Genomic DNA, 16,441 nt, shown 5'->3' with positions numbered 1-16,441 from the left:
CGTGGTGCTCCTCGGTAAGGGGTGACCATCCTCTCGCACCGGACCGGACCGGCGGCGCCCGGTTCTACTACAGGCCGAGCCCCCGGCCGATGATCTCTTTCATGATCTCGGTGGTGCCGCCGTAGATGGTCTGCACCCGGCCGTCCAGCCAGGCCTTCGCGACCGGGTATTCGAGCATGAAGCCGTAGCCGCCGTGCAGTTGGAGACAGCGGTCGGCGACCCGGTTCTGCAGTTCGGTGGTCCACCACTTGGCCTTGGCCGCGTCGGTGACCGTGAGCCGGCCGGCGTTGAACTCGGCGATGCAGTGGTTGACGAAGGTGCGCGCGATGGTGACCTCGGTGTCCAGTTCGGCCAGGAGGAAGCGGTTGTGCTGGAATTTTCCGATCGGCCGGCCGAATGCCTCGCGCGTTCGGGCGTAGTCGAGGGTGAGGGCAAGTAGCCGTTCCGCCGCCGCCACCGCTGCGACGGCGATGCTCAGCCGTTCGCGGGGCAGGTTGGCCATCAGGTGGTAGAAGCCGTGGTTCTCGGTGCCGATCAGGTTTTCCGCCGGCACCCGGCAGTCGTCGAGGAAGAGTTCGGCGGTGTCGTTGGCCTTCAGGCCGACCTTGGCCAGCCGTCGGCCCCGGCTGAAGCCCGGCGTGCCGGTCTCGACCACGATCAGGCTCAGCCCGTGCGCGCCCAGGTCCGGCGCGGTTTTGGCGACCACGATCACGAGGTCGGCCTGTTCCCCGTTGGTGATGAACGTCTTCTGGCCGTTGAGCACGTAGGTGTCGCCGTCGCGGACGGCGCTGGTGCGGACGCCGGCGAGGTCGGAACCGGCCCCGGGTTCGCTCATCGCGATGGCGGTGATCAGGTCGCCGGTGCAGAAGCGCGGCAGCCAGCGCTTGCGCTGGTCGCCGGTGGTCAGCTCGGTGAGGTACGGGGCCACCACGTCGTTGTGCAGGCCGAACCCGAGGCCGGAGCAGCCGGCCGTGACGATCTCCTCGTCGAGCACCGCGTTGAACCGGAAGTCGCGCTGACCGCCGCCGCCGTACGCCTCGTCGACGTCCATGCCGAGCAGCCCGGCGGCGCCGGCCCTGCGCCACACCTCCCGGTCGACGATCCCGTCGGCCTCCCAGCGCGCGTGGTGCGGCACGGCCTCCCGGGCGAGGAATTCGCGGCACAGGTCGCGGAACTCCTCGTGCACGGGCTCATAGAGATGATGTTCCATGGCGATGAGTGTGCCGGGCGCGCCGGCGGGCGGGAAGGGCCGGCGAGCCGGGCACGTTTGCTGGCGTACGGGTTGGGTAGCTCGCGTCGTCCACCGGCCTGACGTAGGGGGCGCGCGGTGTCCGTACCGGCCGAGGCTGTCCCACGGGCCGGGCGGCGCGAGGCGCTGGTGGTGCACGCGTTGAGCGCTGCGGCCGCCAGCGCGGACGCGGTCAGCTACCTCGGCCTGGGGCGGGCCTTCCCGGCGAACATGACCGGCAACACGGTGCTGCTCGGGCTGGGGGTGGCCACCGGCGATCTGGCCGCGGCGGGACGCTCGGCCACGGCGCTGGTCGCCTTCCTGCTCGGTGCGGGCGCGGTGGGGGCTGCGGTGGCGGTGCGGGGCTGGTCGCGTGGGCTGGTCGGGGCGCTCGCGGTCGAACTGCTGCTGCTCGCCGCCCTGCCGGCGTGGTGGCTCGCGCTGCCGGGCCGCCCGTCGGGATGGCCGCAGCACGGGCTCATCGCGCTGCTCGGCGGTGCGATGGGGGTGCAGAGCGCGGTGACCTACCGGTGGGGCAGGGCCGGGGTGTCCACGACGTACATCACGGGAACCTGGACGGCGTTCAGCATCGGCGTGGCCAGCCGGCTACGCGGCCGGGAGGCCGGGAAGTCGACGGGCCCCCTGCACCGTGAGGCCACCGTGCTCGGGCTGTACGCCCTCACCGCCCTGGGGGTGGCGGCGGCGTTCACCGCGTGGCGGGCCTGGGCCGCGCTGATCCCGGTGGCCCTGCTGGTCCTGTCCGTGGCGACCGCCGCCTCGGTGAACCGGGCCCGAACCGTCCGGGCCGGGTGACGGGGCCTGGCAGCGTCGGCGCTCCGGCCCGCCGGTTACCCACGGTGATGCCGTTCCCCGGCCACGACACTCCGTACGTATTCAGCTAGGCGGTGAGCACGGCGGCGGCCACCTTGAGGTCGGCGACGAGGCCGTCGTACGCCACGTCCTGGTTGTCGGCGCGCAGCACTGCGGACGGGTGGATGGTGGCCAGCAGCTGCGACTGCGGGACGTCGGCGACCTTTCCGGCGCTGTCCACCGGTACCCGCTTGAAGTCCTCCGGGCGCTGCGCGGCGTCCGGCCAGGGCAGCAGTTCGCCGCGCTGTCTCGTGACGCGGAACGTCGGGCCGAGCAGGGCCTTGGCGGCGGTGGCGCCGAGCACCACCACGACCTCGGGGCGGAGCCGGGCGAACTCGGCAACCAGCCAGGGCCGGCACGCGGTGATGTGCACCCGGTCCGGCGTCTGGTGAATGCGCCGCTTTCCGCGCAGCTCGAAGCGGAAATGCTTAACGGCATTGGTGAGGTAGATGTGACCGGGGTCGATGCCCGCGTCGTCCACGGCGCGGCGCAGCACTCGGCCGGCCGGGCCGACGAAGGGCAGCCCCTTCTGGTCCTCCATGTCGCCGGGCTGCTCGCCGACGAAGACCACCCGGGCGCTCTCGTCGCCCCGGCCGAAGACGGTCTGCGAGGCGTCCCGGTAGAGCTCACAACCCCGGCAGCCGGCCGCGGCGGCGCGCAGCTGGTCGATGGTGTCCGCCTTCGGCGGGATGAACTCCTGGGCTCCGGGCGCGCTCTCGGTCTCGGCCATGCCGACTTTATATACCGGTTTCGTCATCGCCGCCCGGCCCGGGGCGAGCTCGGGGGTCAGTAGCCCCTACTGAGGCTGCGCGAGATCAGCGCGATCGCGATGACCACCAGGATGATCACCAGCGTCGTCAGGCCGATCCAGAGACCGGTCCTGGAGCCGTTCGGAGCCACGGTCGTCCACCTCCCGGCCGGGGATACCCGTACCCGGCCGGGCCATGCCGTCGCCCGGCTCAGGCGGTGTATCCGGCCGGCAGGCCGGGACGTACGGCCTGGGCGACCGCGTCGGCGAACGGCGCGAGGTCGGCCTCGTCGAGGGTGCTGACGGTGATCCGTACGCCGGGCGCGGCGGCGATCCGGTTCAGCGTGCCGGGGGCGACGGACCAGCCGGCGTCGCGCAGCGCGGTGACCGCCACCGTCTCGTCCGGCACGGGCACCCAGACGTTGATCCCGGTCCGCCCGTGGGCGGTCAACCCCCGGGCGGCCAGCGCGTCGACCAGCCCGGCCCGTCGGCCCTCGTAGCTCTCCCCCGCCCGGCGCACCAGGTCGGCGGTGGCCGGGTCGCGCCAGAGCGCCAGGACCAGGCGTTGCAGCACGGTGGAGACCCAGCCGGCGCCGACCCGGGCGCGGCCGGCCACCCGGGCCACCGTGGCCTCGTCGCCGGCGAGCACCGCGAGCCGCAGGTCGGGGCCGTAGGGCTTGCTCACCGACCGGACGAAGGCCCAGGTCGGGGTCGCTCCGGCCAGCGGATGCAGGGGTACGCGGGCCAGCTCGGCGGCGTGGTCGTCCTCGATCAGCAGCAGGTCGGCGCGGCCGGCGAGCAGCGTACGCAGGGCGGTAGCCCGGTCGGCGGAGATGGCGGCGCCGGTCGGGTTCTGGGCGCGGCTGGTGATGACGAGCGCGCGGGCGCCGGCGGCGAGGGCGGCCCGGACGCCCGGCTCGGTCGGGCCGTCGTCGTCGACGGGCACCCCGATGGCGCGCAGCCCGAGCGCGGCGACGAGGTCGAGCAGGTTGGCCCAGCCGGGGTCCTCGACCGCGACCGCGTCGCCGGGCCGCAGGTGGGCGGCGAGCAGCCGCTCGATGCCGTCCAGCGCGCCCCCGGTCACGGTGATCTCGCCGGCCGGCACGCCGTCGGCGGTGAACCGGGTGCGGGCCGCTTCGGCCAGGTCGGGAAGCATGGTGGTGGCCGCGTACCCGGTGGGTGGGCCGAGTTCGGCGGCGAGCGCGGCCAGGTGCGGGCCGAGCGGGGGCAGCAGCCGGCTGTCGGGCTGACCCGAGGAGAGGTCGCGGGCGCCGGGCAGCGGAGGTGGCATCAGCGCGGCGCGGCGGGTGGCCACCGGCGGGCGGGGCCGGACGCGGGTGCCGCGCCGGCCGGCGGTGGCGATCAGGCCGCGCTGCCGCAGCTCCTGGTACGCCTTCGCGACGGTGGCCGGGCTGACGGACAGCTCGGCGGCGAGGGCACGGACGGCGGGCAGGGCCTCGCCGGGAGCGAGGGCGCCGGAGCGGATGCCGGTTTCCACGCTGGCCGAAAGGGCGGCCGACGACGAGCCAGTGATCTGATAACGTGCTGCCACAGTTCGGCGATTGTACTAGAACAAAGGTGGGCCTGCCGCATGTACCCCCGGACCGAACGCACCACCGCGACCCGGATGCGCGACCGGATGAGCTACGACGAGGCCACCGCGCACGCCGTGCTGGACGAGGCGTACCACAGCGCGCTGTCGTTCGTCGTGGACGGTGAGCCACGCGTGCTGCCCACTCTGCACGTCCGCGTCGGCGACACCCTCTACCTGCACGGCTCCACCGGCAGCCGGCCGCTGCTCGCGGCGCGCGGCGGAGACGGGCTGGCGATCTGCGTCGCGGTGACCCACATCGACGGCCTGGTTCTCGCCCGGGCCCAGTTCAACCACAGCGCCAACTACCGCTCGGTGGTGGTCCACGGCACCGCCCGGCTGGTCACCGACGAGCAGGAGAAGCGCGACATGCTCACCGCGCTGGTCGACAAGGTGGCCGCCGGGCGCAGCACCGACAGCCGGCCGCCCACCCGGCGGGAACTGGCCGAGACGGCGGTGCTGGCGCTGCCGCTGCGCGAGGTGTCGGTCCGTACCCGGGTTGGCGGAGTCAACGACGAGCCGGCCGACCTCGACCTGCCGTACTGGGCCGGGGTGGTGCCGCTGCGGCTCACCGCCGGGGTGCCGGAGCCGGACGCCGGAGTGGACGTGCCGGTGCCGGCGTACCTGCGGCCGGCCCGCTCGCCCTGGCTGGAGCCGGTGGTGCTGCGGGGCGCGCACGTCGTGCTGGAGCCGCTCGACCTTTCCCACGCCGAGGAGCTGTACGCCGCGCTGGACGACCCCGAGGTGTGGCGGTACGTCGGCAGCCCCCGCCCCACCTGCGCCAACGAGATGGCCGGCCTCATCCGGGCCGCGCTGGCCGACCATGAACGGGGCGTCCGGGTGCCCTGGGTGCAGCGCAGCGCGGCGACCGGGGCGGTGGTCGGCACCACCTCCTACTACCAGCCCGACGAGGGGCTGCGGACCATGGAGATCGGCTTCACCCAGCTCGGCCGGGCGTGGTGGCGCACCGGGATCAACACCGAGGCGAAACTGCTGCTGCTCACCCGGGCCTTCGAGGAGCTGGCCGCGATCCGGGTGACCTGGCAGACCAGCACGCTCAACGAGCGCTCACAGCGGGCCATCGAACGGCTCGGCGCCACCCGGGAGGGGACGCTGCGGTCCAACCGACGGCGGGCCGACGGCTCCTGGCGGGACTCCGCGCTCTACTCGATGCTCGCGGCGGAGTGGCCCAACGCACAACTCCGACTGCGGGAAAGGCTTCGCCCGACGGCACCGGTGGCGTCATGATGTCCGGCGTGCTGGGCATCACTGACATCTGGACATACGTGCTGGGGACGGTGGCGATCGTGCTGCTGCCCGGGCCGAACTCACTCTTCGTGCTCTCCACCGCCGCCAAGCGCGGGGTGCGGGCGGGCTACCGGGCCGCCGGCGGCGTCTTCGTCGGCGACTCGGTGCTCATGTTTCTCTCAGCCGCCGGAGTGGCGTCGCTGCTCAAGGCGTACCCGCCGCTCTTTCTGGTGGTCAAGTACGCCGGCGCCGGGTATCTCGGCTATGTGGGGCTGACCATGCTGCGCGGCGCCTGGCGGCGCTGGCGCGACCGCAACGACCCGACGACGCCGCGGCTGATCGACGCGGCGGAGCCGGCGGCGATGACCAGCCCGTTCCGGAAGGCGCTGGTGATCAGCCTGCTCAACCCGAAGGCGATCCTCTTCTTCATCTCGTTCTTCATCCAGTTCGTCGACCCCGGGTACGCCTGGCCGGTGCTGTCGTTCATGCTGCTCGGGCTGATCGCCCAGGTGGCCAGCGCGCTCTACCTCACCGCGCTGATCTTCACGGGCACCTTCCTGGCCGCCCAGTTCCACCGCCGGCGCCGCCTGGCCGCTGGCGCCACCACCGGCATCGGCATGCTCTTCCTCGGCTTCAGCCTCAAACTCGCCACCGCCTCGGTCTAGCTCGACGCCGATACGCGATCATGGAGTTGCGGCGCGCGAACAAAACCCCGCCAACAGCGGGAAGTCCGGCACCGCAACTCCATGATCGGCGGAGGGTTGGGGCGGTTAGATGCCGCCGCCGTTTCCGCTGCTGACGCCACCGGTGCCGCCGGCCGTGCCCTTGAGGCCGAAGCCGGGCTGGACGGGCTGGTCTGGGTGGCGGCTGACGTGCGCGGACTCCCGGATCGTGGCGGACCAGTCGGCGTGCGCGGCGGCCGCGGCGTGCCGGTTGATCGCGTGTCGCAGCCAGCCGTCCACGGTGGCGACCCAGTCCCGCTGTTCCGTGCCGGTGTGCCAGACCCGGAAACGGCTGATGCTCTGGTGGGTGACCCCGGCCAGGGAGAGCCGCCGGTCGGCCCAGAGCAGCACCTCCAGCCCCGCCGCGTTGGTCACGAAGATCACCTCCAGCTCCGTGATCGGGCCGGCGTACAGGGGTGCCACCCAGTAGCCGAGCCGCTCGTGGAACGGCAGTTTCTGCTCCACCCCGGGCAGCCGGCCCTGCTGCAGGCCCGCCTGCCGCATGACGAAGCCGAGGGTTTCCAACGCGGCGAGGACGTGCTGCTGAACGGGGAGCGGATGGACGAAGACCGGCACCATCGCGCCCTGGTCCAGGTCGGGGTCGACCGACACCTCGGTACGCAGTCCGGTGCGCAGGCTCATCAGCGGCACCCCACCGAAGATGGTCACCGGGGTCTCCCAGGGCAGCGGGAACGCGAAGTCGACCGCCCGCCGCCGGCCGGCGGGCACCACGAACCGGCCGGCGATCGGCACCTGGTGGTACTGCACCAGCCTGCGGGGCGAGCCGGGATCCTCCGGTTCGACCTGGGCGACCAGCCCGAGCCGGAGGTGCCGGACCGGCACGTCCGCACCCCCGGCCGTGAGGGTCACCCGGCCGGGCAGCCGAAGCCCGGGTCGGGTGCTGGGGTTGGGCAGGGTGGTGCTCACCGAGAGCCCGGTCCAGACCGACTCCGACGACACCCCGGTCAGCCGCATCCGCGCACCCCCTCTCCCCCGCCCCGGCGGCATTCCCCGGATGCCGGCCGGGCACTCCTGACCGGGCGCCGCGCCGGCCGGCCGGGCGGGGCTCCGCGCCGGCCCGGCCGGACGGCAACCGCGGGACGTCAGCGCAGCCGGCGGCCCCGGGGCACCGGGTCGGTCTCGTCGTCGAACTCGCCGATGACCTCCTCCAGCAGGTCCTCGAGGGCCACGAAACCGATCGGCCGGGTCGGGCCGCCGCCGTTGCGGACCAGCGCCAGTTGGGCCTGCCGGCCGCGCATCGCCGCGACCGCCTCGGTGACCGAGGCACCGGCGGGCAGCACGAACGCCGGGGTCATCAGCTCGCCGGCGGTCGCCGACCGGCCGGTGGTGACCACGCGGACCGCCTCGCGTACGTGAACCAGGCCGCAGACCTCGCCACCGGCGTCGACGACGGCCAGCCGGGAGCGACCGCTGTCCCGAGAGACGTGCTCGATCTGCTCGGCGGTGTCCTCCCGGCGGACCGCGACGATCCGGTCGAACGGCTCCATCACCTGCGCCACGGTGGTGCCCTGCAGCTCCAGCATGCTGGTCAGCATCCGGTGCTGCTCGGCGCCGAGCAGCCCGTGCTCACGGGACTGCTCCAGCAGGATGCGCAGCTCGTCCGGGCCGTGCACCTGGGCGAGCTGGTCCTGCTGGTGCACGCCGAACAGCCGCAGCACCGCATTGGCCAGCGCGTTCAACGCGGACAGCACCGGGCGGGCGACCCGTGCGAAGGCCCGGAACGGCAGCGCCAACAGCATCGCCGAGCGCTCCGCGTCGGTGATCGCCCAGGACTTCGGGGCCATCTCGCCGACCACCAGGTGCAGGAAGGTCACCAGGGCCAGAGCGAACAGCAGCCCCACGACGTGGCTCGCCGCCTGGGGCAGCCCGACGGCGTGCAGCAGCGGGCTGATCAGGTGCTCGATCGCCGGTTCGGCCAGGGCGCCCAGCCCCAGGGTGCACAGGGTGATGCCGAGCTGCGCCCCGGCCAGCATCAGGCCCAGCTCGCGGGCCCCGTCCAGGGCCGCGCGGGCCGCCCGGCCGCCGCCGGCCGCCGCCTGTTCCAAGCGGTAGCGCTTGGCTGCGACCAGGGCGAACTCGGCCGCCACGAAGAAGCCGTTGAGGGCGAGGAGTACGACCGAGAAGAAGAGCGCGAACCCGGGCGTCATGCCGCCACCTCGCTACGCTCGGCGTCGGCATGGGCACTGCGCCGATGATTCGCTCGCTGACGCTCGCTCATGCCGCCACCTCGCTGACGCTCGGCGTCGCCATGAGGCACCACCGCGCTGCGCCGATGATTCGCTCGCTGACGCTCGCTCATGCCGCCACCTCCCCGCCCCCGCGCTCGGCGATCCGGAGTCGGACGGAGTCAGCCACGTGCCGGTCGACGGCCAGTACCTCGACCAGGGCACGCGGCTCGGCGTCGGGCTCGTCGCCGTCGACGCCGAGGCTGATCTCCAGCCGGTCGCCCACCTCAGGCACCCGACCCAGCTCCCGCATCACCAGCCCGGAGACGGTGTCGTACTCAGGTGCCTCGGGCAGCGCGATGCCGGTGCTGTCGGCGACCTCGTCGATCCGCCAGCGGGCGGGCACCACCCAGGACCCGTCCTCCTGCCGCGCCGGGGCCCGCTCCGGCGGATCGTCCTCGTCGCGGATCGGCCCGACCAGCTCCTCGGCGATGTCCTCCAGCGTGATGACGCCGGCGAAGCCGCCGTACTCGTCGACCACGCAGGCGAGCTGCCGGTGCCCGACCCGGAGCCGGTCCAGCACCGTCGGCAACGGCAGCGTCTCCGGCACCAGCAGCGGGGGTACGGCCACCGCCGCCACCCGGGTGGTGGCCCGCTCCGGCGGCGGCACCCCGAGCACGTCGGCGATGCCGATCACGCCAATCAGGTCGTCGACCCCCTCGGCGCCCCGGACGGGGAACCGGGAGTGGCCGGTGTCGAGCAGCTCGACGACCCGGCTGACCGGTTCGTCGGCCCGTACGATGTGCACGTCGACCCGGGGGACCATGGCCTCCCCGGCGGTCAGTTCCCGGAAGTCGAGGCCCCGGTCGAGCAGGTCGGACATCGCGGCGTCGAGGTGCCCCTCCTCCCGCGAGTCGGCGATGATCTGTTCCAGGTCCTCCGGGGTGGCGCCGCTCGGCAGTTCCTCGATCGGCTCGATGCCGAGCCGACGCAGCAGCCGCACGGCGGCCCGGTCGAAGAGGGTGATCAGCGGGCCGGCGATCTTCAGGTAGAGCAGGGTGGACCGGGCCAGCGCCCGGGCGAGGGGCTCGGCGCGGGCGATGGCCAGGTTCTTCGGGGCCAGCTCGCCGAGGACCATCTGCACCACGGTGGCGATGATCAGAGCGAGCGCCACCGACAGCGGCAGCGCCACGCCGGTGGAGACCCCGGCGACGCCGAGCAGGTCGGCCAGCCCGGTGCCCAGGTACGGCTCGGCGGCGTAGCCGACCAGCAGGGCGGTCACGGTGATGCCGAGCTGGGCGCCGGAGAGCATGAACGAGAGCCGGCCCGTTACTTCCAGGGCCCGGGCGGCGGCCTGGTCACCGTCGTCGGCGAGCTGTTTGAGCTTGCCCCTGTCCACGGCGACGTAGCCGAACTCCTGGGCCACGAAGTAGCCGGTGGCGGCGGTGAGCACGATGATGAGAACGAGTCCGACGAGGATCAGCACGGGAGGCTCAGGGCTCCCGGGGTCGTCGGGGCGAGGGGTTGCCGGGCCGTACCCGGCTGGCTACTGCTGCCCTCCTGGGCAGAAGAGTCGATCATGCAGCCATTCTATCGGCGTTGTCTGGACGCCCGCTGAAGGTGCCGGCAACCCTCCCCGGCGTCTGGTTCACCGCCCCGCCAGCTCGTCGGTGTCCAGCGGGTCGCGATGACCCGCGTGGTGCGTCATCGCGAGGTCGCGGTTGCCTGCTGCGGCGGTATGCGCGGTGCTGGCGGAGCGGCGCGTTCTCGCTGGCGGTGGATGCACGGGGCCCATCAGCTGGCGATCGCTTGATGACCCCGTTGCGGCTACCTCGATTACTTATCGGCCACATCCGACGAAAAATTCCATTAACGGGAATTGCGCCGCTTCCGCTGCTCCTGCAGCTCCTGGAGCCTCCGCAGCTTCCTTCGCTTCATCTTCGGAGGTTTCGCGCGATCCGCGGGGTGAGGCTTGGTCCACGGCCACTCTCGCATACCAAGACCGAGGATCAGGCCAACGGCACCCAACACAATCGGGGCAGTGGCAGTCATGAACTGAGTCCATTGGTCGTAGCTCGATCCGCTACCGTCGCGGTCATAAAAAATCGACGGGTCATTCGGGTCCAGACAGATCACCCTGGTCGCCGAATCGAGCGCCTCCTTGCCATAGTAGAGCTCTTCGCGTCGAACCTCTCCGTTGAGCTCGAAGCTGATATCGGCCACGTGCCCGAGGAACATGACAGATGCTCTAGTGTCATCGATAGATGCCGTTACGCAGTGACCTTGGACGATTATCTGCTCGGCGCTCCTCTGATAAGAAAGCAGGGCGGCCACGCCTGCGGCGATCAGCGCGGCGCTCAGACCGAGACCGATAATGTCGGCCCATGAGAGCCCGAACGGGAACTTCCGTTGCGGCGATTTCGACCTGGGTTGTCGCCTACTTCTCGAGGGCCGACTGCGGCGTGCCATGGTCATGCTCCTACAAGCAGGCTGAGGACGAGCGCCCCACTTCTGCTGATCTTTGGGCGTCCAGGCCAGAGGATCATCGTCAGGCGTGCCGGCATCTTCCCAGATCAGCGGTGCCGTTGACCACCTCGCGGACCTGGCCTTGTGGAGGCGAACTCGCGGCCAACCCGCAGGCCGTGGCACTCTCGCCCGCTCCGGGACCCGCCGCCGTGTCAGGCGCGCCGAGCCGGAATGGTCGTAGCCGGCTCGGGGGCCGGGCGCTCCCGTGGGGTCTCCACCAGCAGGTCGGGACGGCCGAGCTGGCGGACGGCCTTGTTGACCACCCGTTGCGCGGCGGTGAGGGAGCGCACCGGCAGCAGCTTGCCGCGGCTCTCCCGGCGCAGGACGAAGTAGTGCACGGCGGCGCGGACCAGGCCGCGGTCGGCGGCGCTGGAATGGGCGGTGGCGACCACCAGCTCACGCAGGCAGCGGGCCAACTTCTCGGCGAGCTCCAGCTCGGGGCCGTGCAGGCCGGTGCGGAGCGCGGCAAGATGGCCGTCGACCTTGCGGATGAGCACGTCGGTCCCGGACCCGGAGCCTCGCCCGTCGACGGTCATCCACGCCCCCCACCCCACGCCGCGTTGCGAGTGAAGTTACTTTATGTTGCGCACCGCAAGCAAGCAGTTAAGTAAGACTTAACAGCTGCAACATGGCATCCGACGCGTAAGCCCACCGACCCGGACAGACCAGATCCCGCCACGGACCGGATGTCGCACCGGCGAGGCACGATGGACGGGTGGCGGACGAGGTGACCGGCGGGGACGCGGCGGTGCTGGCGGGTTTCGGCGCGGCGACCCGCGAGTGGTTCAACGCCGCCTTCGCGGCGCCCACCGCCGCCCAGGCCGGCGCGTGGCGGTCGGTCGCGGCCGGGCGCAGCGCTCTGGTCGTGGCGCCGACCGGTTCGGGCAAGACCCTGGCCGCGTTTCTCTGGTCGCTGGACCAGCTGGCCAAGGCGCCACCGCCGGCCGAGGCACGGCAGCGCTGCCGGGTGCTCTACGTCAGCCCGCTCAAGGCCCTCGCCGTCGACGTGGAGCGCAACCTGCGCGCCCCGCTCGCCGGCATCCGGCAGGCGGCCACCCGGCTCGGTCTCGCCCCGCCGGAGATCACCGTCGGCATGCGCACCGGCGACACCCCGGCCGACGAGCGGCGGGCCTTCGCGCGGAACCCGCCGGACATCCTCATCACCACGCCGGAGTCGCTGTTCCTGCTGCTCACCTCCGCCGCCCGGGACTCGCTGCGCGGAGTACGCACGGTCATCGTCGACGAGGTGCACGCGGTCGCCGGCACGAAGCGCGGCGCCCACCTGGCCCTGTCGCTGGAGCGCCTCGACGCGCTGCTGGAGACGCCCGCGCAACGGATCGGCCTGTCCGCCACCGTACGACCGGTCGACGGCTGCGCCCGCTTCCTCGGCGGGGCCCGCCCGGTCGACGTGGTGCAGCCGGCCAGCAGCAAGACCATCGAGGTCAGCGTCCAGGTGCCGGTGGAGGACATGACCCGCCTCGACAAGCAGGAGCCGCCGGACGACGACCTCGGCGGCCCCGGCCCGCGCCGGGCGTCGATCTGGCCGGCGGTCGAGGAACGCGTCTTCGCGCTGATCCGCTCGCACCGGTCGACCATTGTCTTCACCAACTCCCGGCGCAGCGCCGAACGGCTCTGCGCGCGCCTCAACGAGCTGGCCGCCGAGGAACTGGAGGCGGCGGGCGCTCCGACCGGCGGGCGCGTGGCGCAGGGCGGCGGGCCGCCACGGCCGCCCCGGCCGCCGGCCGAGGTGATGGCGCAGTCCGGGGCGGCGGCCGGCGCGGTGCCGGTGATCGCCCGCGCCCACCACGGCAGCGTCTCCCGGGAGGAACGCCGACACATCGAGGAGGCGCTGAAGTCCGGGCAGCTCCCCGCGGTGGTCGCCACCTCCAGCCTGGAGCTCGGCATCGACATGGGCGCGGTCGACCTGGTGGTGCAGATCGAGGCCCCACCGAGCGTCGCCGCCGGCCTGCAACGGGTCGGCCGGGCCGGGCACCAGGTCGGCGCGGTCTCCCGGGGCGTCGTCTTCCCGAAGCATCGCGGCGACCTGCTCTCCTGCACCGTCGTCTCGGAGCGGATGGCGCAGGGCGCGATCGAGGAGCTGAGCTACCCGCGCAACCCGCTCGACGTGCTGGCCCAGCAGATCGTGGCGATGGTGGCCCTGGAGCCGTGGCGGCTGGGCGACCTCGCCGTGCTGGTCCGCCGGGCGGCCCCGTTCGCCGAGCTGCCCGAGTCGGCGCTGCACGCGGTGCTCGACATGCTCTCCGGGCGCTACCCGTCGACCGCCTTCGCCGAGCTGCGTCCCCGGCTGGTCTGGGACCGGGCCACCGACGTGCTCACCGGCCGCCCCGGCGCCCAGCGGCTGGCGGTGACCAGCGGCGGCACCATCCCCGACCGGGGGCTGTTCGGCGTCTTCCTGGCTGGCGCCGAGCGGGCCGCCCGGGTCGGCGAGCTGGACGAGGAGATGGTCTACGAGTCCCGGGTCGGCGACGTCTTCCTGCTCGGCTCGTCGTCCTGGCGGATCGAGGAGATCACCCCCGACCGGGTGCTGGTGTCGCCCGCGCCGGGGCAGGCCGCCCGGATGCCGTTCTGGAAGGGCGACCAGCTCGGCCGCCCGGTCGAGCTGGGCCGGGCCATCGGCGCCCGGGTCCGGGCGCTGCTTCGCCAGCGTGACGAGGACGCGGTCGCCGCGCTACGGGCCGGCGGGCTGGACGACTGGGCCGCCGGCAACCTGCTGGCCTATCTGCGCGAGCAGCGGGATGCCACCCGCGCCCTGCCGGACGACCGGACGGTGGTGGTCGAGCGGTTCCGCGACGAGCTGGGCGACTGGCGGCTCGCCGTGCATTCGGTGCTCGGCGCTCGGGTCAACGGCCCGTGGGCGCTCGCCATCGGCCGCCGCCTCGCCGAACGATACGGCGTGGACGCCCAGGTGATGCCCGCCGACGACGGCATCGTGGTGCGGCTGCCGGACACCGCCGACGAGCCACCCGGCGCCGACGTGGTGATCTTCGAGCCCGACGAGATCGCCCAACTGGTCGAGGAGTCCGTCGGCACCTCGGCGCTGTTCGCGTCCCGGTTCCGCGAGTGCGCGGCCCGGTCGCTGCTGCTGCCCCGCCGCGACCCGCGCCGCCGGCAGCCGCTCTGGCAGCAGCGGCAGCGCGCCGCCCAGCTCCTCGACGTGGCCCGCGAGTACGCCGACTTCCCGGTCACCCTGGAGGCCGCCCGGGAATGCCTGCAGGACGTCTTCGACCAGCCGGCCCTGGCCGAGCTGATGCGCGACCTGGCCGCCCGCAAGATCCGCCTGATCGAGGTGGAGACCGAGCGCCCGTCCCCGTTCGCCCGCTCGCTGCTCTTCGGCTACGTCGGTGCCTTCCTCTACGAGGGCGACGCGCCCTTGGCCGAGCGGCGAGCCGCCGCGCTCGCCCTCGACTCCGGGCTGCTCGGCGAGCTGCTCGGCCGGGTCGACCTGCGGGAGCTGCTCGACCCGGCGGTGCTCGTCGAGACCGAGCGGCAGCTGCGCTGGCGCACCGAGCAGCGCCGCCCCCGAGACGCCGAGGACGTGGTCGAGCTGCTCCGGGTGGTCGGCGATCTGAGCGAGGTCGAGCTGGCCGAGCGGGGCGTACCGGCCGGCTGGCTGGCCGAGCTGGCGGCGGCCCGCCGGGTGCTGCGGGTCCGGATCGCCGGCGAGGAACGCTGGGTGGGCGTGGAGGATGCGGCCCGGCTGCGGGACGCGCTCGGCGTGGCGCTGCCGGTCGGGGTGGCCGAGGCGTACCTGACACCGGTGGCCGACCCGCTCGGCGACCTGGTCGCCCGGTACGCGCGCACCCACGGCCCGTTCGCGGCGGCCACCTGCGCCGCCCGGTTCGGGCTCGGGGTGTTCGTGGTCGAGCAGGCGCTGCGCCGGCTCGCCGCCACCGGGCGGGTGGTCTCCGGCGAGTTCGCCCCGGACAGCGTCGGCACCCAGTGGTGTGACGCCGAGGTGCTGCGGCTGCTGCGCCGACGTTCGCTCGCCGCGCTGCGCCGGGAGATCGAGCCGGTGCCGCCACGGGCCCTGGCCGCGTTCCTGCCCCGCTGGCAGCAGGTCGGCTCGTCGGCCCGGGGCGTGGAGGCCCTCGCCGCCGCCGTGGAGCAGTTGCAGGGCGTCGCCGTGCCGGCGTCCGCGCTGGAACGCCTGGTGCTGCCCGCCCGGGTGGCCGACTACTCCCCCGCCCAGCTCGACGAGCTGTGCGCCAGCGGCGAGGTGCTGTGGGCCGGGTCCGGGGCGATCTCCGGCGGCGACGGCTGGGTGACCCTGGCGTACGCCGATGTCGCGCCGCTGCTGCTCCCGCCGCCGGACGAGGCGCTGGCCCGCACCCCGCTGCACGACGCGGTGCTCGAGACGCTCGCCGACGGGCAGGCGCTGTTCTTCCGCACCCTGTCCGACCGGGTCGGCTCGACCGACGACGCGGCGCTGACCGCGGTGCTCTGGGACCTGGTCTGGGCCGGGCACCTCACCAACGACACGCTCGCCCCGCTGCGGGCCGTGCTCGGCGGGGGCGGGGCGCACCGGTCCCGGCCGTCCGCCCCGCGCACCACCCGCTACCGCCGGCCCGGCCGGGTGGCGCTGCCCAGCCGTAGTGGCCCGCCCACGGTCGCCGGGCGCTGGTCCCGGCTGCCCGAGCGGGACCTCGACCCGACCCGCCGGGCCGCCGCTCTCGCCGACCTGCTGCTGGAACGGCACGGCGTGGTCACCCGCGGCGCGGTGATGGCCGAGCAGGTCGCCGGGGGCTTCGCCGCGGTCTACCCGGTGCTGTCCGCGCTCGAGGAGCGCGGGGCGGCCCGCCGGGGCTACTTCGTCGAGGGGCTGGGCGCGGCCCAGTTCGCGGTGCCCGGGGCGGTGGACCGCATCCGCGCCCTGGCCGACGACACCCGGGGCGGGGGCGGGCCGACCGTGGTGCTGGCCGCCACCGACCCGGCGAACCCGTACGGGGCGGCGCTGCCCTGGCCGGAACGGGTCGTCGACTCGGGCGACGGCACGGCCCCGGCCACCGGGCACCGGGCCGGGCGCAAGGCCGGTGCCCTGGTCGTGCTGGTCGGCGGCGACCTGGTGCTCTACGTGGAGCGCGGCGGGCGGACCCTCCTGTCGTTCAACGACGACACCGACGCGCTCGCCGCGGCCGGGAAGGCGCTCGCGGACGCGGTGCACTCCGGCGCGCTCGGCGCCATCTCGGTGGAACGCGCCGACGGTGAGGCGGTCCACGCCTCGCCGCTGCGCGACGCGCTGACCGCCGCCGGTTTCCGGGCCACCCCGCGCGGCCTGCGCCTGCGTAGCTGACCGACCACCCG

12 protein-coding genes are annotated in these 16,441 nt (G+C 73.6%); 4 read left to right on the top strand and 8 right to left on the bottom strand.

Translation table 11 applies throughout. The annotated features are described in order from the left end of the window. Positions 1–67: 67 nt before the first annotated feature. Positions 68–1,210 carry an acyl-CoA dehydrogenase family protein gene (locus tag AB0C02_RS11005; RefSeq protein WP_357543536.1) on the bottom strand — a complete coding sequence of 381 codons (1,143 nt, stop codon included), beginning with the start codon at positions 1,208–1,210 and terminating at the stop codon, positions 68–70. 117 nt (positions 1,211–1,327) lie between these two features. Here AB0C02_RS11005 and AB0C02_RS11000 point away from each other — a divergent pair, with 117 nt between their 5' ends. Further along, the gene (locus AB0C02_RS11000) at positions 1,328–2,041 is read left to right on the top strand and encodes a YoaK family protein (RefSeq protein WP_357543534.1); all 714 of its coding nucleotides are present in this window, start codon (positions 1,328–1,330) and stop codon (positions 2,039–2,041) included. Between the two features lie 85 nt (positions 2,042–2,126). On the opposite strand, the gene AB0C02_RS10995 is transcribed toward AB0C02_RS11000, so the two are convergent. After that, the gene (locus AB0C02_RS10995; protein ID WP_357543532.1) at positions 2,127–2,828 is read right to left on the bottom strand and encodes a UdgX family uracil-DNA binding protein; all 702 of its coding nucleotides are present in this window, start codon (positions 2,826–2,828) and stop codon (positions 2,127–2,129) included. A gap of 229 nt (positions 2,829–3,057) precedes the next feature. Further along, a complete protein-coding gene (locus AB0C02_RS10990) occupies positions 3,058–4,398 on the bottom strand; it encodes an aminotransferase class I/II-fold pyridoxal phosphate-dependent enzyme (protein ID WP_357543530.1) in 1,341 nt (446 codons plus the stop codon). Positions 4,399–4,437: 39 nt separating this feature from the next. Between AB0C02_RS10990 and AB0C02_RS10985 the strand changes: the two genes are divergently transcribed. Then, positions 4,438–5,685, top strand: coding sequence for a bifunctional pyridoxamine 5'-phosphate oxidase family protein/GNAT family N-acetyltransferase (locus AB0C02_RS10985; RefSeq protein ID WP_357543528.1), 1,248 nt, complete (start codon positions 4,438–4,440; stop codon positions 5,683–5,685). Then, a complete protein-coding gene (leuE, locus tag AB0C02_RS10980) occupies positions 5,682–6,350 on the top strand; it encodes a leucine efflux protein LeuE (RefSeq protein ID WP_357543526.1) in 669 nt (222 codons plus the stop codon). Before AB0C02_RS10985 ends, leuE begins: the two co-directional genes overlap by 4 nt. Positions 6,351–6,455: 105 nt before the next feature. Here the strand turns inward: leuE and AB0C02_RS10975 are convergent, their stop codons facing one another. The 5 genes from AB0C02_RS10975 to AB0C02_RS10955 all read right to left on the bottom strand — a co-directional run bounded on the left by AB0C02_RS10975 (position 6,456) and on the right by AB0C02_RS10955 (position 11,655). After that, entirely contained in the window at positions 6,456–7,382 is a 927-nt protein-coding gene (locus AB0C02_RS10975; RefSeq protein ID WP_357543524.1) for a sporulation protein, read from the bottom strand. Between the two features lie 128 nt (positions 7,383–7,510). Then, on the bottom strand, positions 7,511–8,575 hold the full coding sequence (locus tag AB0C02_RS10970; protein WP_357543522.1) for a hemolysin family protein: 1,065 nt from the start codon (positions 8,573–8,575) through the stop codon (positions 7,511–7,513). Between the two features lie 148 nt (positions 8,576–8,723). Beyond that, positions 8,724–10,079 carry a hemolysin family protein gene (locus AB0C02_RS10965; RefSeq protein WP_357543520.1) on the bottom strand — a complete coding sequence of 452 codons (1,356 nt, stop codon included), beginning with the start codon at positions 10,077–10,079 and terminating at the stop codon, positions 8,724–8,726. Positions 10,080–10,462: 383 nt separating this feature from the next. Next, a complete protein-coding gene (locus AB0C02_RS10960) occupies positions 10,463–10,831 on the bottom strand; it encodes a hypothetical protein (protein ID WP_357543518.1) in 369 nt (122 codons plus the stop codon). A gap of 440 nt (positions 10,832–11,271) precedes the next feature. Beyond that, positions 11,272–11,655 (bottom strand): hypothetical protein, encoded by a 384-nt coding sequence (locus AB0C02_RS10955; protein WP_357543516.1) that lies wholly within the window; start codon positions 11,653–11,655, stop codon positions 11,272–11,274. A gap of 179 nt (positions 11,656–11,834) precedes the next feature. Between AB0C02_RS10955 and AB0C02_RS10950 the strand changes: the two genes are divergently transcribed. Next, positions 11,835–16,430: an ATP-dependent helicase gene (locus AB0C02_RS10950; RefSeq protein WP_357543514.1), complete on the top strand. Its 4,596-nt coding sequence runs from the start codon at positions 11,835–11,837 to the stop codon at positions 16,428–16,430. Positions 16,431–16,441: the final 11 nt, after the last annotated feature.

It is taken from the genome of Micromonospora sp. NPDC048999 (assembly GCF_040649295.1).
Classification (GTDB): domain Bacteria; phylum Actinomycetota; class Actinomycetes; order Mycobacteriales; family Micromonosporaceae; genus Micromonospora.
Note: the sequence above shows the minus strand (reverse complement) of the source record. Positions and strands in the feature narration are given on the sequence as shown.

Excerpts from the sequence above, each read along its gene's own strand:
- AB0C02_RS11005 (WP_357543536.1), bottom strand. The coding sequence starts at position 1,210 with ATGGAACATCATCTCTATGAGCCCGTGCACGAGGAGTTCCGCGACCTG.
- AB0C02_RS10995 (WP_357543532.1), bottom strand. The coding sequence starts at position 2,828 with ATGGCCGAGACCGAGAGCGCGCCCGGAGCCCAGGAGTTCATCCCGCCG.
- AB0C02_RS10985 (WP_357543528.1), top strand. The coding sequence starts at position 4,438 with ATGTACCCCCGGACCGAACGCACCACCGCGACCCGGATGCGCGACCGG.
- leuE (WP_357543526.1), top strand. The coding sequence starts at position 5,682 with ATGATGTCCGGCGTGCTGGGCATCACTGACATCTGGACATACGTGCTG.
- AB0C02_RS10975 (WP_357543524.1), bottom strand. The coding sequence starts at position 7,382 with ATGCGGCTGACCGGGGTGTCGTCGGAGTCGGTCTGGACCGGGCTCTCG.
- AB0C02_RS10970 (WP_357543522.1), bottom strand. The coding sequence starts at position 8,575 with ATGACGCCCGGGTTCGCGCTCTTCTTCTCGGTCGTACTCCTCGCCCTC.
- AB0C02_RS10960 (WP_357543518.1), bottom strand. The coding sequence starts at position 10,831 with ATGTTCCTCGGGCACGTGGCCGATATCAGCTTCGAGCTCAACGGAGAG.
- AB0C02_RS10955 (WP_357543516.1), bottom strand. The coding sequence starts at position 11,655 with ATGACCGTCGACGGGCGAGGCTCCGGGTCCGGGACCGACGTGCTCATC.